Below are 18,750 nucleotides of genomic sequence, written 5' to 3'. Positions count from 1 at the left end.
CTATTGCTAGATTATTTCACAAAGTAAGCAAGAACCTTAACGGCTTCGGCGCGGGTGATATTATTCTTGGGCTTCAGGGTGCCATCCGCATACCCGCTTGCTGCGCCTGCCTCCACTAATGCATCTGCCGCTTCTTTTGCCCATGCCGATACAGCCGCATCATCCGTAAAGCTCGGGTTACTGCCTGAGGCATTCAGCTTACCGGCAGCCGCCCTATAAAGGATCACAAAGGCTTCTTCTCTTGTGATTTTTTGATTAGGCTTGAAGCTTCTGTCCTCATACCCCTGAACGATTCCAGCTGCTTTTATCGCATTCACATAACCGGCATACCATACATCCGAGTTCACGTCCTTGAATGCGGATTGTCCGTCAACAGGCTTCAATTGCAGCATTCTGCAGATTAGCGCGATAAATTCGGCTCTATTAATTTCCTGGTTCGGTCTGAAGCTTCCGTCAGGATAACCGCTTATGATTTTCTTTTCTACCAGCTTTTGAATCTCTTTTCCTGCCCAGTGACTAACCACATCTTTGAATTCCACTGGTTTAGGAGAAGCTGGCTGGCCTTCTTTTGGCTCTTCCGACGGTTTTTGTCCTACGGGTTCAGTTCCGTCTTTTGGCGTGTCAGGCTTGGTCGAGCCCGTGCCGCCAGAGCTGCCACCTCCTGGATTGCCACCACCTGGATTGCCGCCACCTGGATTGCCGCCGCTGGACGGGTCTTTAACGGTGATTATACATTGCGCACTGAGTTTTCCGTCCTCAGTCGTTACTTTAATGATTGCGGTACCTGATTTCATTCCTTTAACAAGTCCGGCTTGGTCAACCGTCGCTACGCTTTCGTTGCTGCTGGACCATACAGTCTTCTTATTCGTTGCATTTGCCGGGGTAATTGTGGCGCTCAGTTGTGTTGTATGATTAACTTCAATCGCAGCCGTATTCTTATCTAAGGTAACCCCGGTTACTGCAACCTCTGGCTGGGTCACTTCTCCCTCTACGGTTACAAGGGTCTCCGCAGCGAAGCCTCCGGCATACGCCTTGACCGTTGCGGTTCCCGGCTCAACAGCCTTGAGCTGCACACGGAGTGTACCGTCCTCACCATATATAGCTTCGGTAACTGCAGCCGCGCTTCCCTCTGCGACAACAACAATCTTCTTGTCTGTCGCCGTGCTTGGATTCACAGCAGCAACTAAAGTGCCCGTGTCCCCTGCCTTCATCGTGAGGGTGGACTTGTCGAGGGATACGCCTGCAACCGGAATAAAAGCATGGTCTCCGTCTAACCCCTGCAGTACAACATACTGGACTTCTGCCGCACCACCTACCCCCGGATCGTGGGCAATCTTAATTGTATTATCTCCTTCATTCAACGTAATTTCTTGAGAGAACGGAGATAACTTCCATCCTGCCGCACCTGGATAAGTGTATTTGACCGTACTGCTTGCATCCCCATTTATCGTGTACTGATGGGACACGGTTCCGTATACAACAGCATTGAATACGGACATTTTGTATTTCCCCGCAGATGGTACATTCACTTTAAACGTAACCGCACCGTCAGGCTCTCCATTCTTCCCTGCGTCAAAAAATCCGATGACGTCACCGTATACTACTTTTGCAGGTCCATCAAATACAGGATTACTTGTTCTGATCACATATTTAACGGGTTCCGAGAGGTTCGAGACGGTGACATAGAGCTGGGCCGTTACCGCATAGCCTGCCTTGCCTTTGAAACTGACAACCACAGTAGAAGTACCGCTGTCCTTGGCCGTAATCAGTCCATTCAGTACCTCCGCCACATTCGGGGCACCATTGTCGTATGATGCCGCTTCAGTCACATCCTCGGTATGACCGTCTACATATTTAGCGGTTACCTTAAATGAAGCCTTGCCGCCCTTATCGAGTATCGGCTTGGCATTGTCGATACTAAGCTTCTTCACCGTAAGCTCATCTTTCAAATCTTTTACTTCCACATACAAAACAGAGGTCTTCCCACCATAACTTATATTAATGTTCGTTGCCCCATGCTTAAGTCCGGTAACCACACCGCTGCTGATATTGACAATCTCTTCTTGTTCCGGCACTGCCACCGCCTCGGCGGTAACATCGGCACGGGTTCCATCGGCATAGATGGCGTTGACGGTTAGATTGGCTGTATTGCTGCCGGCGGCAATGTCGATCTTGGGCTTGTTCAAAGTTGCCTGAATAGCGACAAGCTCCTTGGAATCGCTCTTCTCCGTGAATTTCCAGTAATCGAATGTGAAGAGATTGCCTGTGCCTTCTCCCTTAAACAGCATATACAGATCGTGAGTGCCCACAGCGCCTGAGACATTTGTTGTCATGGTCTTCCACTGATCCGGTCCGCCGGTAGACGAGACTGGAAGGGTTCCAATCAAAGCGCCATCCGGATTGTCCAGCCGTAGTTCAATGGCACCGCCATTGGAACCGCTTGCAACATTTGCGGTGAACGCACCGGCTCCGGTCTCTCCAAAGTCCACATCGGCAACCGCAATCCAGTCATTTTGATGGATATCACGTACTTGCAGATTAATGCTCTCTACCATTTCACCCGGCTGGCTGGATGACTCGGTAGAGATGCCTCCGTTCCATGCAATGGTCTCGGCTTCCACTCTAGTATATGGATCTAAAGGCTGTAACTGATCCGCGCCTTTGTTCTCCATCACAAGCGGGGTGATCAACCCGGTCTCCGAATCAATCTGAAGCTCGGTGATACTCGGCGAGCGGTAATCCCTGTGGCCTGTCTGACCGTTAATCTGTCTCTGTGCAATGTTGACCTGGCGAGTGTGGTAAGTGATATACCATTTATTCTTGAACTCAAAGATGGCATGGTGGTTATTTCCCGCATCCCCGTTACCAAACACATACGGTCCCGGAAGAATCGGCCCGATGTATTCAAATGGTCCCATTGGATTATCGCTGACCATGTAAGCGATCGTGCCCGTAGGCGGGTAACCCGCTCCATCCTTGCCGCTAAAGTTCGAGCAGTAGGAATAGTAATACTTGCCGTTAATTTTATGAATGCCGGAATCTTCAAATATTCTCGGGGCATCAATCTCTACCGGGGTTCCCACGATGCTGGTCATGTCATCGCCCAGCTGTACGACGCGGGATGATTTGGGATTATTAGCATCCAATCCGTCGATCCCGCCCCCGAAGTATAAATAGGCCTTACCATCGTCATCGACCAATACGGCCGGGTCAAAGAGCCAAGGCACACTCTTCATGGTGACATTGGGGACGCTTCTGTCGATGAGGGCCTTCCCTAGCGGATCATGGAAAGGTCCGATCGGAGAGTCGCCTTCCAATACGCCTATACCTGACGCATTATCGGCAAAGTACAGAAAGAACTTATCCTTACCGTCAATATTCTTCACAGCAATCGCCGGGGCCCACGCATTGTTCGCCCAGGTAGTTCCGCCTACCTGCTTGCCAACCGGCACCTTGCCATGGTCGGTCCAGTTCACCATATCCGCGGAAGAGATAATGGTAATGCTGCGGCAATTGGAGTAATTGTTATTCGTATCGGGAGTCAGCTCCCATTGGGCCTGATCATCTGTCAGATAGAGGTAGACTCGACCGTTATAAGTCAAGGCATAAGGATCGGCACCGTACTTATGTGTTATGACCGGGTTGCTGCTGCCGGGAATCTTCGCCGCGGCAGGCGTGAGCGAAGTGGCTGCTTGCACTTCTTGCTTGGCGGTGACCAGGCCGGAAGCCGCTACAGTGACGAAAGCCAACAGCATGACCAGCCACTTTTTACTTTTCTTCATGAACATCCTCCTCTTGATTGGATTAGAATTAATGCTTACCTGCTGCTGACCTTCTGCGAGTTACATAACAGCAGGATGACTTAGTAATATGGTATTTTTAATGGTTAGAAGAGTAAATTGATTTTATTATGTAATAACTTGAATTTTTTATTGTTCTGTTGGAAGCGCCGGTGTTCTCCTCTCTCAACTTGCCTGTTAGCCAGTAAAGACAATAGATTAGAGCCGCTATTTCATGGACAAAGCCAAGAACAACTTAACTGAATCCCCCCCTGCTCCATGATCCCCTAACTGAAAAAAGACCAGCAGATCAACAATCTGATCTCCTGGCCATTTAGCGGTTACTTCTCTGATATCCAGTTAATTGTCCCACCCTGTTCATTCTCTTCAAGTTAGGCCTCACTTCACCCGGAAGTTACAGCTCGTCGAAATGAATAGTAATCTCCCGTAATTCCGGCTTGCTTCCGGAGGCTCCTCCTGTAATGGACAGGCTGTACTTCCCGGCAACCTCTCCGTTCATTACGATGGAGGATTTATCGATGAGCTCATTGCTGTCTTTCACCTGTTCCGCTTGGAAGAACTGCTTATAGTCCTCTCCAAGCTTCTCAAGCTCTTCTCCTGTGAGAAAAATAACGGTGGACGATTTCTTGTTGTTCTCCATCGTCTCCTGGACATGGGTGAATTGAGCATCCTCCGGAATTGGCAAGCTTGGCGGCAAATACTTCGGAGCAGCTGCCCCGTTCGTAGTTGTAGGCGTGGTGCTGTTCTCTGCCGGAGCACTCGGTGTGGAGACAGGGACGGTGTCTGCCTGCTTCTTCACAGCCGGCTCAGTTCCGCAGGCCGAAGTCAACACAGAAGCAGCTAAGAGCAGCAGAGCAATGCTGGATTTCATTCGCATGAGATCAGTCCTTTACTAATTGATAAGTACACTATTGTTCGGACCAGTTAATGGTGATGGAGCTTAGCGTTTCATTGTCTTTCTTGGTGATCGTTCCGCTAATGATCCAGGACTGGGTTGTATTCTTGGTATTGAAGCTGAATTCATCCGCATTCTTGGACTCGATAACATCTTGGAAGCCATGGTTCGTCAGGTAGGTTTTATACTCGCTGTACAACGTCTCAAAACTATCTTTGGTGGTGAACTCAACAATGACGTATTTCTTGCCGGCTGCCGTGCTTTGAATGAACGCATTAAACTTCGCATCCTCCGGAATTCTGAAATCAGAGGGCAGGTAACTAGATTTGACCTTCGTGTCCGTTGCAGGTATGGATGGCGAAGTACCCGGCACTGTGTCGGTTAGCCCGGATTTGATCTGTACCGTATTGCCCGCAGGGTTAACATTGACCGTAGAGCCTAAACCTTGAGCCACTGCCCGCACCGGCAGGTAAGTGACATTCTGATAAGTGATCGGATTCAGCTTGCGTCCTGAGCTGTCCTTGAGTAAGGTGCCGTCAACCTCCACGCCCAGCCCATAATTCAGATAAGCCTTGATTTGTTGAAGATTGCTGCCAGCATATACACCCGCAGCTCCTGTAACCGTCATGCCGAGAATTGCAAGAGCAATTCCAAGATTTCTTTTCCTTATCATAGCTATCCCCTCTTCACGTATTGTCTTCCTTAAGTCATTAACCTGATAAAGCAGCTTGGAATCCAAATAATTACATATTTCAGTATACTATCTAAATTAAACCAGCGCAGCCCGAAACACACCATTACTAATGAAAAGCACTACTGCAAGGCCAGTATCAGCGCGGCTTAGTTAGTACTGCATGTAGAAAAGACCAGAAGGATCAATGTTCTGATCCTCCTGGTCTTTCTGCGGTAACTGCCTTCACGATAGGACTACTTGTTCCGGTCCCTTCTGTCATAGTTGGCTCCGAACGCGGCCCCTAGGGCGACTCCAATCGCAATACCTATGGCCAAATTGTCCATAATCAGACCAAATGCGGTTCCTAGAGCGACACCTATAGCCAAGCTGATTCCAAATATATCCTTTCTCATCTGGCACCACCTCACTGTTTTGGTTAGTCTGTGATCCGGTTACCTGAGAGTTTATAGTTTCCTTAGGCTTTTTCTCTTGCTCAACTGGACTAATATATAGATATTTCCTACTATCGAGATGCCAGTCATAATCCCCAGTACCAAATCATTAATAGGCAGCTCATTTCGATTCGTTAAAATCAATGTATTAGTAAGACAGAACATTAGCATAATTAGCAGATAGAATTGCTTTGTCATTACAATTCCTCCCCTAAATCTATCTTTTCAGAATCGCTTAAATTCAAATATACAGCAGCTATATACTTAGATCTTATAAGCCTGCATAGCTTTGCGGACTTCCTTCAAGGTAGGACGCTTGCCGTACATGAGCACCCCGGTGCGATAGATCTTGGCGGACAGCCATCCGAATAAGAAGATGGAGACAATCAAGATCAACAGGGATAAGCCTACCTCCCACATCGCCACATTTCCCAGACCTACACGGATCAGCATGGATACCGGGGAAGTGAACGGGATGTAAGATGCGACTTTGAGGATCAGTGAGTTAGGTGATGATGCGCTGAACGTACCGATGTAGAATGAAGCCAGACTGATCATGGTAATCGGCATAACTGCCTGACCCAGGTCCTCAGTACGGCTGACCATGGAGCCTATAGCCGCGAACAAGGTCGAGAACAGCAGATATCCGAGTACATAGAACACTAGTCCGTAGAGCAGCACGCTGAGATCGAGCTGATTGATATCAATATCAAATTGGGAGAACGCGGCACGGTTATGAGGCAGCATCACATTGATGGCAAGTACGGCTCCGAAGACCACGATTTGCACAATACCGATCAGGAACATACCTATAATTTTGCCGAACATCTGCGTTAACGGAGACGCGCTTGTAATCAGAATCTCCATAATCCGCGAGCTCTTCTCGGAAGTCACTTCCGAAGCAATCATGTTCCCTGTCATCATAGTCGTCATCCAGAACAGCACAATCATGATATAGACAAAAACATAGTTCGCACCTGTCTGCTTCTCATTGCCAGTTGTCCCAGCGCCGTCTTGCCCCTTAACCTGCTGGGCGTCGATCTGAACCGGCTGGTTCAATGCTGCTACCTGGGCATCACTCAATGACCCCTTGGTGATATACTGGGTCTTCACAATTTGCAGCCCGCTTTGCAGGGTACTCTGAAGTCCCATTCCGAGATTGCCGTCTTTAGAGGTATACACCGCCTGCGGGAACTGCCCGGCTGGAGCATCCTTGAACTGTAGATACCCGTCAATCTTTTTGTCCTCAATGTCTTTGGCGAGCACCTTCTCATCGGCCTGCTCATATTTCACCAGCTTGAAGCCGGCCTGCGGCTGACTCGCCGCGAACTGTTCAAGACGAAGGGCAATCTCGGATTGACTGCCGTAGATCAGCCCGATCTTCGTCTCATTATTGCCGTCATCCCCGGTGAACAATTTGATCAGATAAGGAACATTAACTCCAATTGTAACAAGCAGTGCAAATATAATCGTTGTAACCACAAATGCCTTTGTCTTCACCTTATTCCAAAATGTAAAGCCAATAACCGTTCCCAGCTTATTCATTGGATTCACCCACCTCTTGGATAAAGATTTGGTTAAGCGTTGGTTCTTTGATCTCGAAATGCTCGACTTCACTCTGCTGCATGGCCATATGCAGGACTTCTCTTGCGGCTGCAACGTTGTTAATATGTATCAGGTAGCCGCGTTCACGCTTTTCTACACTTTGTACGCCCTGTATCTTCTCAAGTCCCGTTACTTCTCCGATAGTGTTAAGTACAATCTGCTCTCTAGGGTAACGCTGCTTGATCTCTCTGATATTGCCTTGTAATACCGGATTGGAACGGTGAAGAATCGTAATCCGCTGACACAGCTCCTCAACATGCTCCATGCGGTGAGTGGAGAACAGGATGCTTGTTCCATTATCGCGAAGCTCTTTTACAGTGGACTTCAGAATCTCGACATTCACCGGGTCCAGGCCACTAAAGGCCTCATCCAGAATCAGAATCTTCGGACGGTGAACCACCGCCGCGATAAAGCCCATCTTCTGCTGGTTCCCTTTGGACAGCTCTTCAATCTTCTTGTCGTAATACTCGGGCACCTCGAACCGGTCGAGCCAGTAGCGAAGGCTCTTCTCGGCATCTTTGGAACTCATCCCGCGCAGGCGCGCCAAGTAGATGATCTGGTCACTGACCTTCACCTTCGGATACAAGCCCCGCTCTTCAGGCAGGTATCCCATACCGTGCTGAAGCTCACTGCTGTAGTCCTTGCCATGGTACTGAATGCGTCCTCCGTCCGGGTAGATAATCCCCAGAACCATCCGCATTGTTGTCGTCTTCCCCGCGCCGTTCCCACCCAGAAGTCCGTAGATCTCTCCTTCTTTCACATCCAGCGAGACTCCGTTAACCGCTGTCTTCTCCCCATACTGCTTGAATAGATTATCAATTACCAATGGTTGCGCCATTCCTATTCTCCCCTCTTCCATTTGATCTCTTCAGGCAATCTGCCCTTCATCCATAACGTGAGGATGTCCTCAAGCTCAAGCCCCTGACTCTTCAAGATACTTACTCCCCGCTCCAGCAAAATATCCTCAAGCTGCGCCGCGTTCTGTACCCTAAGCCGCCAGCCGGATGGGCCTGCCTCATGAATCTCAAGAATATCCGCCAGTCCTTCGAGCCGGGCTCTGTCTGAAGCACGGACCCAGAGCTCCTTCCAGCAGCCCATGAGCGCATCCTTCTCCACCATGCCCTTCACTTCGCCCTGATGGACCAGCGCAATATAGTCGGCCAGACGCTTCACCTCATCCACAATGTGGGTCGAGAGTACAATCGTAATCTCCTCTTCCTCCAGGCAGCTGCGGAGCACTTCAATCATATGCTTCCAGGCAAAAGGATCCAGTCCCGATGAAGGTTCATCGAGCAGCAGGAGCTTGGGCCGGCAGGCCAGCGCGGCCGCAATCTCGAACTTGCGCCGCTCTCCCTTGGACATCTTGCTTAGCTTTACCTTCTCTGGCACCTCGAAGCGGATGAGCAGCTCCTCCAGCCTCTGCTGATCCCATCCTGGATACCAGTGAGCCCTGAAGGCGGCGGCTTCCCCGGCCGTCTTATTGTTCTCTTCGTATAAAGGAACCTCCGGGACATATCCGATCAGCTGTCTAAGCTCTGTTGGCAGCACCCCGCCTATCTTCCTGTCGAACCAGCTCAGCTCCCCTTCGTCTGGTTGAAGGGTCTGCAGGATAAGGTTCATAATCGTGCTCTTGCCTGAACCATTCGGCCCCACCAGAGCCACCACATAGCCAGACGGTATTTCCAGGTTCAGAGGGCCTATCGGCTTGCGCCTTCCGTTCTTGCGAACCCCTATCATCTGCATGGCCAATGCTTCTGTCACTTGGAATCGTCCTCCTTCTGCTGGTGATGATATTTCTGCTTCAATATTTGCAGGAACAGCGCCTTAAGCTCGTCTTCTCCGTATTGCACGGCGAGCCCCGTATCCACAGCCGCTTCAACGGCTTCCTGTACGACCGATCTGCGGTACTCACTTCGTTCCCCCTGACCCACCTTGGCTACGAAAGTACCTGTTCCCTGCCGTGTACGCAAAAACCCCTCGTTCTCCAGATCCTGATATACGCGCCGGATTGTAATCACGCTGCAGTTCAGACTCCCTGCGAACTCCCTGATGGAAGGAAGCAGCGTTCCTTCCTCAATCTGCTCACTGACAATGAGCGAGCGAAGCTGTGTCTTGATCTGGTGATACAAAGGCTCGGCGCTGTTCTCATTAATTTGAATGGGAATCCACACCTTTCGCACCTCACCTTCAGTTCTCAAAGTAGAAAATCGTTATATTATGTGCAGCAGACTGAAGACTCTGATTGATATCGTTCATCTATAAGCTTAAGCCAAATCCCTTACGGCCATCTTCCGGAGCGTTATGCGGCATATCAGACTAAGGAGCAGTCCTCCGATGGCCAAGCTGCCCCACATTACAGGCGACAGAAGTCCGTACTGTTTGGAATATTCCATGATCCAGCGGATCAAATTGCCTCCATTCATATACACTACGAAGGCCAGGGTGGCTACCAAAGCATTCACGATCATACTTGCCCACATGTAGATCACACCCCGTTTCAAATACTCGAAATAGATATAACTTCCGGTCATCAGCAAAGCGTAACCAACCCAGGTCAGCGCGAATGAGATATAGCCGACTGTACTTAATTCCGACCAATACGAGTAATTCACAAGAAGCAGGAATCCAAAAAAGATCAGATTATTGAATAGCAAAGCGAATAAAACTTGTATGACTCTACTCCGCATAACCACGTTCAGCGGTATGGGCAGGGTTCGGTAATAAAATAGCATCTGCGTGTAAGAGTCATCCATCAGGTATCTGAAACCTCTTTTACAGAACATGAACCCGGTGAACGGAATGACCAGAAGCATCATGAAATCAGGTACGGAATCTGTCAGATCTCTATTCTCCGGTGTGAACAATAGGCTGGTCATAAATCCCATATAGAGCATGAAGACGATATTCCATAGGAGGTAGAATGGCGCACTCCTTAAGTTGTTCCAAAAAATAAACCAGCCATCTCTCCATGTATGCATAAAACATCAACCTCTCTTATCTTGATGAAGTGATCAGGTATGTAGTGTGTATAGACTGTGATCAATGTGCTTACTGTATATATCTTTATACACAGTATAATGTCCAGAATTAACCATGTCAATGAGGATGATGTAAATTTCTAAAATTTAAGCAGGAATCTACAGCCACACACGGAAACAGTTATTATGCAAGATATAAATCCACATCTGTGATAATCTGGAACATCATAGAGGAATGCTAATTATTGACTCGGGGAGTTGTCGTATGAAAGTGCCGAAGAAGCTAGTGTTATTCACATCTGTATTAGTAGTTACAACTATGGCCGCTTGTTCCGTGAGTATGAGCCAAAGCCAAAGCCCAAACCAAAACCAAGCCGCAAGTACCCACCCCAACCCGGCTGAAAGCCGGCTAAGTGCGAATGGAACCAAGCATGCTCCAGCAATAGCTTACTTATCCGTCTACAGGACAGGATCAAAAAAACCTCAGCCCGAATTGTTCTTGGTACATAGTGATGAGAGAATCTTAAAGCATGTGAATGACTGGAAGGAAAGCAGTATTCCTGCCGTGCTACCCTCAGCCGGGACAATCGATCGTATCTATGTTTTTCAGTATGCTTATGAAATGAACGGTACCTCAACCGCAGAATACTATATGTACATTATTGATTCAGAGGGAAATGATTATATTAAGGAATTCAAGTATAGCGAGGCTTTCCAGAATACTACCGATAAAGAACGAATCGTAGAAGAAATCGGTTCTGATAACTGGTTCAAAGTTGCTGAGCGATCTAAGCTGCTAGAACCTTAAATTACAATTAACCATAGACAAGGTATTCCCTCAATAAAAAAAGTCTGTAGACCCGTTCCTTTCGGAACTTTGTCTACAGACTGAGCCAGCGGCTCTCCCGCCGGCCTTTTACCTATCACTCTATCCTATACAGTTCACAATTCGTTACCTGATCTCTACCCTATAATCCAAAAATCGTATCGATCATGGACTTGGTGTGTCCGCCTGGATACAGAACATACAGCAGAACATACACGGCAACACCGGTAATCGCGGTGAAGAACCAGGTTACCGCCGTCACTCGTCCCCATTTACGGTGCTTCGCGAATTTCTCTTTGAAGGCAAGGGTGAGTGTAGTCAGACCAAATACAGCGGCAACGGTGGCCAGAATAATGTGGAAGATCAGGAAGATTTGATAATAAATCGCCAGATCAGCCGGGCCGCCCCAATTCGTGTTGCCGATTAATATCGTCCGGGAGGCATAGATGATGAAGAAGATCAGAGCCGCCACGGCTCCGGCAATCATCACCTTCTTATGCGCTTCCTTTCTCCCCTTAATAATGAGTCCCCAACCAATAGCAACCAGAATCGCACTGATTACGATAAAGGACGTACTGATTGTGGGAAACAGCGTGTACATATCCATCTTAACTTCATCCTCCTGTTCGACTTGCTGCTGAATTCCGAAGCCGCGTTCCCGCAGAGCTCCGGATCAGCATATTTACATGGAATCAAGTGCTGTCAGGCGTTCTTCAGCTCATTTCCATATACTTCATCATCCTTGTTGTCCTGCTTGTACCAATTCCTGAACACCATGGCTAGCATGGAAGCAAAAATAATCTCCTGTATAAACTTCATCACAATACCGCCAACCTGCTGATCTACATGTGTATCCATATAGGCGAAATACCCTGGCCCGCCAAATACCTGGAGTAAAGCCGAAGTATCCCCGGATACACAGTAGCCCATCGCCTTGGCCCAAACGGCCGGATCATTGTAGGTCGCATAGAGACTTGTCGATGAGAAAATAATCAGCCCGCACGCCGGAGTAAGCAGCACCATATTTATCGCGATATAGGCCATCTTCCTGAGACCCTTGGTCTCCGAATATTCCGGAAGCGGGTTAACCAGTGTCCACCACATGAGGACCGATGAAGCAAATAACACCAAGTAATACAGCCGGTGAACCCCAAAGTGAAGCATGACGTAATCATGGACCGCAGGAATATGATAGAACGAGAACAACCCGTTGAACAGCACGGCCGCCACAATAGGATGAGCGAGAAAAGACAAGCGGCGCAGCGGATTGTACTTCAGAATCCCTCTCCATGCCCAATCCGGTATGCCCAGCATCAGCAGCGGAGGGGCTACAAGATAAGTCAGCGCCATACTAAGCATATGGAAGCTGAACATAATGTGACCCAGCAGGCTGACAGGCCCGCCTTGAGCCAGATAGATCACCAGCATTCCGGCTGCAAAAGCGATCTTCCTTCCCGCACTTACTGGGCTGCCGTTCTTGAAACGCTCATTCAGCGGCCCCATTAGCAGTAAATAGCCTGCGGTAATCAGAAGGACCACGGCTAAGAACAGTGGGCTCCATAAATCTCTAAAGCTGAAATATTCTAATCCCAGCATACCAAAACCTCCTTATCTGCTGGCACGGATTTACTGTCGATTGTGTGACAAATGTCTCATCGTACAAAAAAGAGGGGGCTGTAAGCCAGCCTCCTCTCTATTTTACCACCAAACCCAGTATAAAGCTGTAATTACGGCTGTCCCGGCTACGAAGAATCCGAAGGCCATGAACAGAATCGGAATCATATGCCCCTTATCCTTAAGATGCATCCAGTATCCCAACTGAACAAGCACCTGCAGGATCGCCATGACGACCAATAGAATGATCGTAAATGAGGCATTGACACCGCCCGCAGCCACGGCTGCAAAGGCGATCAGAGTGAGCACGATGGAGAAGATAAAGGCAACGATGTGCTTCTGAGGCCCTTCCGTACGGTGTCTGTGCTTCACCGCGCCGCCTTGGTTCGTATTATGCTCTGACATGTCTTAACCCACCTTTCCAAGGAGGTATACGACGGTGAAGATGAATACCCATACAACGTCGATAAAGTGCCAGTACATCGCGGATACGTAAACCTTCGGTGCTGTTACAACAGTCAAGCCCTTCTTGGCCAGCTGGCCAATCAGCAGCGAGATCCATACCACCCCGAACAACACGTGGGCTCCGTGGAAGCCGACCAGCGTATAGAACGCCGAACTGAACGCGCTCGTCGTCATGCCGAATTTCTCATGTGTTACATACTCTACGAATTCGTATATCTCAAGGCCAAGGAAGCCGAGGCCAAGAATAACGGTAACGATCAACCATAAAGACAGCGACTTCTTATTCCCTCTATGCATCGCCTGGATGGCGAATACACTGGTCAAGCTGCTTACCAGGAGGATAAAGGTTGCGGCTGCCACAATTGGCAGCTTGAACAACTCATTCGCGCTCGGGCCATCGGCAATCTGTTCCCGAAGCGCCAGGAACGTGGCGAACAACGTTCCGAATAGCACGGCTTCCCCTCCGAGGAACAACCAGAACGCGAGTACTTTATTACGGCCCTCAAGTGTGGCTTTCTCCGGTTCATGGGGAAGAGCCGATGTCACCTGTTCAGCATGGGGTGCGCTCATTCTTTTACCCCCTTCTCTGTAGTCTCCTCTGGATCGATATGCCAGCCGTGATCATCATACAGCGACCGGATCGCCATGCAGGCGAACGTGATAACCAGACCCAGAACCAGTACTACATATTGATGATACATAAATCCAAGCCCTGCAACAAAGATACCCGCTGACATGACAAATGGAAGAATGGATGCCGATGGCATGTGGATGGAACCAACCGGTTCAGCCGGGGTCATCTCCGTATGTCCAGCCATCTTCTCTTTCCAGTAAGCATCAAGTCCACGCACAAGCGGGATCTGCTTGAAGTTGTACTCCGGAGGAGGAGATGGAATCGACCACTCCAGTGTACGGCCGTCTTCCCATGGATCATTAGGCGCACCCGCAGGCTTTCTTGTTGTTACGATTACGTTGAACAAGAATACGAGAACCCCAACGCCCATCAGCAGAGCTCCTATTGTACTTACGAGGTTTAAAGTATCAAAGCCTTGCCCCCTCAGGTAAGTAAAGATACGGCGCTGCATACCCATAAGACCAAGGAAATGCTGCACGAAGAAGGTCAGATGGAAGCCGATGATGAAGAACCAGAAGCCGATCTTGCCAAGCTTCTCATCCAGTACACGGCCGAACATCTTAGGCCACCAGTAGTGCAGGCCCGAGAATAGTCCGAGAACCAATCCACCGACAATAACGTAGTGGAAGTGCGCTACTACGAAATACGTATCGTGGAACTGGTAATCCGCAGGTGCGGATGCAAGCATAACCCCTGTAACCCCACCCATAACAAAGGTAGGAATGAAGCCGGATGCGTAGAGATTAGCTGCTGTGAAGCGGATCTGCCCGCCCCACAAGGTAAATAGCCAGTTAAAGATCTTGATACCTGTTGGCACCGCGATCAGCATCGTCGAGATCGAGAACAGCGCATTCGCTACCGGGCCCATGCCCGTAGTGAACATATGGTGAGCCCATACCATGAAGCCGAGGAAGGCAATCAGAATGGTAGCGAACACCATGGAACTGTATCCGAACAACCGCTTACGGGCAAAGGTTGGAATGACCTCGGAAATAATACCGAAAGCCGGAAGGATTAGTATGTACACCTCAGGGTGTCCGAAAATCCAGAATATATGCTGCCATAGAACCGGGTTACCACCTTCGCTGACATCGAAGAAGTTCGCATCGAGTATCCGGTCAAAGCTTAGCAGGACAAGTCCCACGGTAATGGCAGGGAAAGCAAATAGAATAATAGCTGAAGTAATAAATGCGGTCCATGTGAACATCGGCATACGCATGAAGCTCATTCCCGGTGCACGCATCGTAATAATCGTAGCCAGGAAGTTGATGCCCCCGATCAGGGTTCCGAGACCTGCGATCTGCAGACCCACGGTGTAAAAATCAACCCCGTGTGTATCACTGTAGAGTTTCGAGGACAGCGGAGTGTAAGCCGTCCAGCCGGCATCCGGCGCGCCGCCCATAACCCAGCTGATGTTCAGAAGAACACCACCGAACAGGAACGTCCAGAAGCCAAGCGAGTTAAGAAAAGGAAACGCAACGTCGCGTGCCCCGATCTGAAGCGGAACAACCGCATTCATCAAAGCGAAGATGAGCGGCATTACGCCAAGGAAGATCATTGTGGTGCCATGCATGGTTATAAGTTCGTTAAAAGTCTGCGCTGACACAAAGTCGTTCATGGGTTTGATAAGCTGCCAGCGGATCAATAAAGCTTCGATTCCGCCGATTCCGAAGAATAAAGCCCCGGCAATTAAGTACAGGATGCCGATCTTCTTATGGTCAACTGTGGTTAACCAGTCCATCAGTCCCGTATGGCGCTTGACACTGTGAGCGTGAGCCAAGGTTTGTACCCCCTTTAAAAATTCCTATCCAAGTTGCTCCATGCGGGTGAATCAGTCAGTCTTTAATTTTGAATTTGCCAAGTAATCCGCTATCGCGTCGATTTGTTCATCGGTTAGCTTCAGGTCTTCCTTCGGATTCGGCATCGTGTTGCCTGGCTTCACGGCTTGAGGATCTTCAAGCCAGGTCTTAAGGTTTTCTTTCGCGGTGCCGTCCTGTCCGTTAATAAGAATGCTGGCTACCGATTCACGTCCACCGATTCCTGTCAGGTTCGGTGCGGACGGACCGCCTTCGCTGCCGATCGCGTGACAAGTCAGACACTGGTTCTTGAAGACTTCCGCGGTTGCTTGATCTTCCGGCAGAGCCACAGGCTCCTTCATGGCCTTAACCCAGCTGTCAAATGACTCCTGGCTGACCGCCTTGACTTTGAATTCCATTAGGCCGTGGGATTGACCGCACAGCTCGGCACATTTACCAAGATAGACGCCTTCTTTGTCTGCAGTGAACCAGGCGTTATTGATAGCGCCTTCCGGATTGGTATCCGTCTTCCCTGCCAATGAAGGTACCCAGAATGAGTGAAGAACATCGGCTGTCTTCAATTGAAAGGCAATCTTCTTACCCGTTGGAATAATCAGATCCTGTGCAGTGGTTACACCATAATCAGGATAGTTAAATTCCCACCAGAACTGGTGTGAAGTCACCTTCACCTTCACCGCGTTCTTGTCGTTCCAGTAATTCTCGCCATGAGCGAATACCTTCTGAACCGTAGCAACTCCCAGAATAATGACCAAAATTAAGGGAATGACAGTCCAGATCACTTCAAGCTTGAAGTTGCCTTCCACCTGCTCAGGAATGTCGGTTTGTCCCGGTCTACGGCGAAAACGCATCCAAACATAACCGGCAATACCGAATACAATGAGCAGAACGACAATCATAATTGCAATGGAAAGCTTCATTAAATCAAATTGTCCTTGTGCTACAGGTCCTTGAGGTCTTAATGCGGACAAATCCTCGCGACCGCAAGCGGACAACAACAGCACCAGCCCCACAAAAGGAAAGAGCCGTTTCACAGCCTGCCACCGTTTCATCATTGATCTACCCCACTTTTAACGTTTGTCTTCCGCTGATAGTCACAAGTACCCCTTCCCTATAATAAGGAAACAATCGACTTGCTCTATCACGGAAACTGCTATCCTGTCAATTCGAACAATCACTAATTAAGCATATGATTAGTACACAAATTTGTCAATGATTCAAGGGTAGTTCACAAATTGTTCAAAATTACGAAAAGTCGCGCCAACACTGGGTTTGCAAGCGATTTCACCCATCCCCCCTTGGTCATGCCCCCTGCCTGGATTTGACCTTGACAAGCTCTGTAAGGACCATAAATATGAACTTCAAAATGTGACATTTTTCTTAAAATTCCGCTTCTTTTCAGTATAATAGAAGACAAAAAAAGAGAGTCTCCCCTCTTTTTCAGTCCGTCAATATTTGCGGTCCGTCCTCAAGAATAGCTACGGTGTGTTCGAATTGGGCGCCCAAGGAACCATCCGCTGTCCGTACGGTCCAGCCATCCTCTTCCCAGAACACCGCCCCTGTCTCGCCAAGTGTAACTACAGGCTCAATCGTAATGACCATCCCCGGCCTGAGCAAAGTACCTGTACGAGGGCTGCCGATGCTGGGCACGTCTGGCGGCTCATGAAGCTTTCTACCGATCCCGTGGCCTACCAGCGGTGCAACGATGCCAAGCCCTGCATGCTCCACCACGGTCTGCACCGCATGGCCAATATCCCCTGTTCTCATTCCTGCTGCGGCCTTGTTAATTCCTGCATACAACGCCTCATGTGTCTTATCAAGCAAATACTGTCCGGCGGGGCCGGCTGACCCCACGGCATAGGACCAGCCCGAGTCCGCGAGCCAGCCGTCCTTGTTCACTACGATATCAATCGTTACAAGATCACCTGCCTGGAGCTGCCGGGAATCCGGGAATCCATGGCATACCACATCATTGACAGAGGCGCATGTTGCATACGGGAAGCCGCGGTAGCCCTTCTGTTCAGGTGTAGCTTTGTGCTTCTTCAGGTAGCTCTCAACAAAAGCATCGATCTCCAGCGTGGAGATTCCCGGGGCAAGCAGCTTCCGAATCTCCCGGTGGCACGCGGCAAGAATCCGCCCGGCCTCCCGTATCCGCTTGATCTCTTCCTTGGTTCTCAGACTTGCTCTCAGTCGCTCCCCCTCCTCCTGCTCAAGACATCCACTCCTGACAGAGTGATGTAATATATGTATGCAAGAGAACAAAAAAAACCGCCTGTCCGCAGGCGGTTGGGTTATGTCTATATAGTTGTAGTGCGTTATTTCTTCATGGATCAGATGATCAGGACACGGAAGAGTCCAACTTGCCCATTTCATGTTCAACCAGATGCGTCAGTTCTTCTTCATAGCCACCCATAATGCGGTATTTACGGACATACTCCTTGACAAATTTCTTGGGGTCCTTCGGCCTGAAAATCCGTGTCATCTCGCGCAGACTTTCTTTGACTTCATTGTGACCTTTCGTTGCCATAGTAATTCCCTCCCAGAACGCTTGTAGTTAATGCTCCGATTTCGAGAATGCCGAAAAGATCTGCAAGTACTATCATATGGTGGTTTGGTGCCGCTAATGAGCAGAAGTGGGACAAGCAAGCCCTCACAGCCACCCGGCAAGCTTCGGCGAAAAAAAACAGCCAAGCTGGCAGCGGTTCATAGGAACATAAACTCTGCCTTCCGGCAGGCATCTGACAATTTAAATACCCTGTATAAGTCTTACTGAAACAAGCCTGCTAAGTCTCTCTTGTCACACAGACCGGTCTCTCTAGTGTAGACCCGGGGGGTATTCGAACGACCTCCTATCCTTTTCCATTGTATCATATTCAATAAAGGGTTTCAGCTTTCTTCATTTCGCACATTTTTGCCAGGCGATTAGGGAAAGAATTTACATATAGTTTATTTATCGGGCAAACTAAGGGTTAAAATAAGAGTAGAAGCCAAATT

The 18,750-nt window shown here is 49.1% G+C and carries 18 protein-coding genes; 1 reads left to right on the top strand and 17 read right to left on the bottom strand.

Translation table 11 applies throughout. The annotated features are described in order from the left end of the window. Positions 1-11 precede the first annotated feature (11 nt). The 9 genes from LDO05_RS02785 to LDO05_RS02745 form a co-directional block, all read right to left on the bottom strand. Entirely contained in the window at positions 12-3,782 is a 3,771-nt protein-coding gene (locus tag LDO05_RS02785) for an S-layer homology domain-containing protein (RefSeq protein WP_251377401.1), read from the bottom strand. A 412-nt stretch (positions 3,783-4,194) separates the two neighbouring features. Continuing rightward, the gene (locus LDO05_RS02780) at positions 4,195-4,671 is read right to left on the bottom strand and encodes a hypothetical protein (RefSeq protein ID WP_251377400.1); all 477 of its coding nucleotides are present in this window, start codon (positions 4,669-4,671) and stop codon (positions 4,195-4,197) included. Positions 4,672-4,708: 37 nt separating this feature from the next. Then, on the bottom strand, positions 4,709-5,368 hold the full coding sequence (locus LDO05_RS02775) for a stalk domain-containing protein (RefSeq protein WP_251377399.1): 660 nt from the start codon (positions 5,366-5,368) through the stop codon (positions 4,709-4,711). 254 nt (positions 5,369-5,622) lie between these two features. Continuing rightward, positions 5,623-5,781, bottom strand: a complete 159-nt coding sequence (locus tag LDO05_RS02770) for a glycine zipper domain-containing protein (protein WP_251377398.1) — start codon at positions 5,779-5,781, stop codon at positions 5,623-5,625. 303 nt (positions 5,782-6,084) lie between these two features. Then, the gene (locus LDO05_RS02765) at positions 6,085-7,365 is read right to left on the bottom strand and encodes an ABC transporter permease (RefSeq protein ID WP_251377397.1); all 1,281 of its coding nucleotides are present in this window, start codon (positions 7,363-7,365) and stop codon (positions 6,085-6,087) included. Continuing rightward, entirely contained in the window at positions 7,358-8,263 is a 906-nt protein-coding gene (locus tag LDO05_RS02760) for an ABC transporter ATP-binding protein (RefSeq protein WP_251377396.1), read from the bottom strand. The genes LDO05_RS02765 and LDO05_RS02760 overlap by 8 nt, the downstream gene beginning before the upstream one ends. 2 nt (positions 8,264-8,265) lie before the next feature. Next, positions 8,266-9,186, bottom strand: coding sequence for an ABC transporter ATP-binding protein (locus LDO05_RS02755; RefSeq protein ID WP_251377395.1), 921 nt, complete (start codon positions 9,184-9,186; stop codon positions 8,266-8,268). After that, on the bottom strand, positions 9,183-9,596 hold the full coding sequence (locus tag LDO05_RS02750) for a GntR family transcriptional regulator (protein WP_251377394.1): 414 nt from the start codon (positions 9,594-9,596) through the stop codon (positions 9,183-9,185). Before LDO05_RS02750 ends, LDO05_RS02755 begins: the two co-directional genes overlap by 4 nt. Before the next feature lie 93 nt (positions 9,597-9,689). Continuing rightward, entirely contained in the window at positions 9,690-10,403 is a 714-nt protein-coding gene (locus LDO05_RS02745) for a hypothetical protein (protein ID WP_251377393.1), read from the bottom strand. 265 nt (positions 10,404-10,668) lie between these two features. Here LDO05_RS02745 and LDO05_RS02740 point away from each other — a divergent pair, with 265 nt between their 5' ends. After that, the gene (locus LDO05_RS02740) at positions 10,669-11,211 is read left to right on the top strand and encodes a hypothetical protein (RefSeq protein ID WP_251377392.1); all 543 of its coding nucleotides are present in this window, start codon (positions 10,669-10,671) and stop codon (positions 11,209-11,211) included. Between the two features lie 160 nt (positions 11,212-11,371). On the opposite strand, the gene LDO05_RS02735 is transcribed toward LDO05_RS02740, so the two are convergent. The 8 genes from LDO05_RS02735 to LDO05_RS02700 form a co-directional block, all read right to left on the bottom strand. Continuing rightward, on the bottom strand, positions 11,372-11,836 hold the full coding sequence (locus tag LDO05_RS02735; RefSeq protein WP_251377391.1) for a DUF420 domain-containing protein: 465 nt from the start codon (positions 11,834-11,836) through the stop codon (positions 11,372-11,374). A 95-nt stretch (positions 11,837-11,931) separates the two neighbouring features. Further along, positions 11,932-12,825, bottom strand: coding sequence for a cytochrome c oxidase assembly factor CtaG (ctaG, locus tag LDO05_RS02730; protein WP_251377390.1), 894 nt, complete (start codon positions 12,823-12,825; stop codon positions 11,932-11,934). Between the two features lie 102 nt (positions 12,826-12,927). Continuing rightward, positions 12,928-13,248, bottom strand: coding sequence for a cytochrome C oxidase subunit IV family protein (locus LDO05_RS02725; RefSeq protein WP_251377389.1), 321 nt, complete (start codon positions 13,246-13,248; stop codon positions 12,928-12,930). Between the two features lie 3 nt (positions 13,249-13,251). Then, entirely contained in the window at positions 13,252-13,878 is a 627-nt protein-coding gene (locus LDO05_RS02720; RefSeq protein WP_251377388.1) for a cytochrome (ubi)quinol oxidase subunit III, read from the bottom strand. After that, positions 13,875-15,683: a cytochrome c oxidase subunit I gene (ctaD, locus tag LDO05_RS02715; RefSeq protein WP_251378587.1), complete on the bottom strand. Its 1,809-nt coding sequence runs from the start codon at positions 15,681-15,683 to the stop codon at positions 13,875-13,877. The genes LDO05_RS02720 and ctaD overlap by 4 nt, the downstream gene beginning before the upstream one ends. Positions 15,684-15,773: 90 nt before the next feature. Next, positions 15,774-16,811 carry a cytochrome c oxidase subunit II gene (coxB, locus tag LDO05_RS02710; RefSeq protein WP_251377387.1) on the bottom strand — a complete coding sequence of 346 codons (1,038 nt, stop codon included), beginning with the start codon at positions 16,809-16,811 and terminating at the stop codon, positions 15,774-15,776. A gap of 385 nt (positions 16,812-17,196) precedes the next feature. Next, positions 17,197-17,946: a type I methionyl aminopeptidase gene (gene map / locus LDO05_RS02705; RefSeq protein ID WP_251378586.1), complete on the bottom strand. Its 750-nt coding sequence runs from the start codon at positions 17,944-17,946 to the stop codon at positions 17,197-17,199. 148 nt (positions 17,947-18,094) lie between these two features. Beyond that, a complete protein-coding gene (locus LDO05_RS02700) occupies positions 18,095-18,283 on the bottom strand; it encodes a hypothetical protein (RefSeq protein WP_127199002.1) in 189 nt (62 codons plus the stop codon). Positions 18,284-18,750: the final 467 nt, after the last annotated feature.

Source organism: Paenibacillus sp. YPG26 (genome assembly GCF_023704175.1).
GTDB lineage: Bacteria > Bacillota > Bacilli > Paenibacillales > Paenibacillaceae > Fontibacillus.
The sequence above is the reverse complement of the archived record's forward strand: the minus strand, read 5'-3'. Positions and strand labels throughout refer to the sequence as shown.

Coding starts and splice junctions, on each gene's coding strand:
- LDO05_RS02785 (WP_251377401.1), bottom strand. CDS start 3,782: ATGAAGAAAAGTAAAAAGTGGCTGGTCATGCTGTTGGCTTTCGTCACT.
- LDO05_RS02780 (WP_251377400.1), bottom strand. CDS start 4,671: ATGAAATCCAGCATTGCTCTGCTGCTCTTAGCTGCTTCTGTGTTGACT.
- LDO05_RS02775 (WP_251377399.1), bottom strand. CDS start 5,368: ATGATAAGGAAAAGAAATCTTGGAATTGCTCTTGCAATTCTCGGCATG.
- LDO05_RS02770 (WP_251377398.1), bottom strand. CDS start 5,781: ATGAGAAAGGATATATTTGGAATCAGCTTGGCTATAGGTGTCGCTCTA.
- LDO05_RS02765 (WP_251377397.1), bottom strand. CDS start 7,365: ATGAATAAGCTGGGAACGGTTATTGGCTTTACATTTTGGAATAAGGTG.
- LDO05_RS02760 (WP_251377396.1), bottom strand. CDS start 8,263: ATGGCGCAACCATTGGTAATTGATAATCTATTCAAGCAGTATGGGGAG.
- LDO05_RS02745 (WP_251377393.1), bottom strand. CDS start 10,403: ATGCATACATGGAGAGATGGCTGGTTTATTTTTTGGAACAACTTAAGG.
- LDO05_RS02740 (WP_251377392.1), top strand. CDS start 10,669: ATGAAAGTGCCGAAGAAGCTAGTGTTATTCACATCTGTATTAGTAGTT.
- LDO05_RS02735 (WP_251377391.1), bottom strand. CDS start 11,836: ATGGATATGTACACGCTGTTTCCCACAATCAGTACGTCCTTTATCGTA.
- ctaG (WP_251377390.1), bottom strand. CDS start 12,825: ATGCTGGGATTAGAATATTTCAGCTTTAGAGATTTATGGAGCCCACTG.
- LDO05_RS02725 (WP_251377389.1), bottom strand. CDS start 13,248: ATGTCAGAGCATAATACGAACCAAGGCGGCGCGGTGAAGCACAGACAC.
- LDO05_RS02720 (WP_251377388.1), bottom strand. CDS start 13,878: ATGAGCGCACCCCATGCTGAACAGGTGACATCGGCTCTTCCCCATGAA.
- ctaD (WP_251378587.1), bottom strand. CDS start 15,683: ATGGACTGGTTAACCACAGTTGACCATAAGAAGATCGGCATCCTGTAC.
- coxB (WP_251377387.1), bottom strand. CDS start 16,811: ATGATGAAACGGTGGCAGGCTGTGAAACGGCTCTTTCCTTTTGTGGGG.
- LDO05_RS02700 (WP_127199002.1), bottom strand. CDS start 18,283: ATGGCAACGAAAGGTCACAATGAAGTCAAAGAAAGTCTGCGCGAGATG.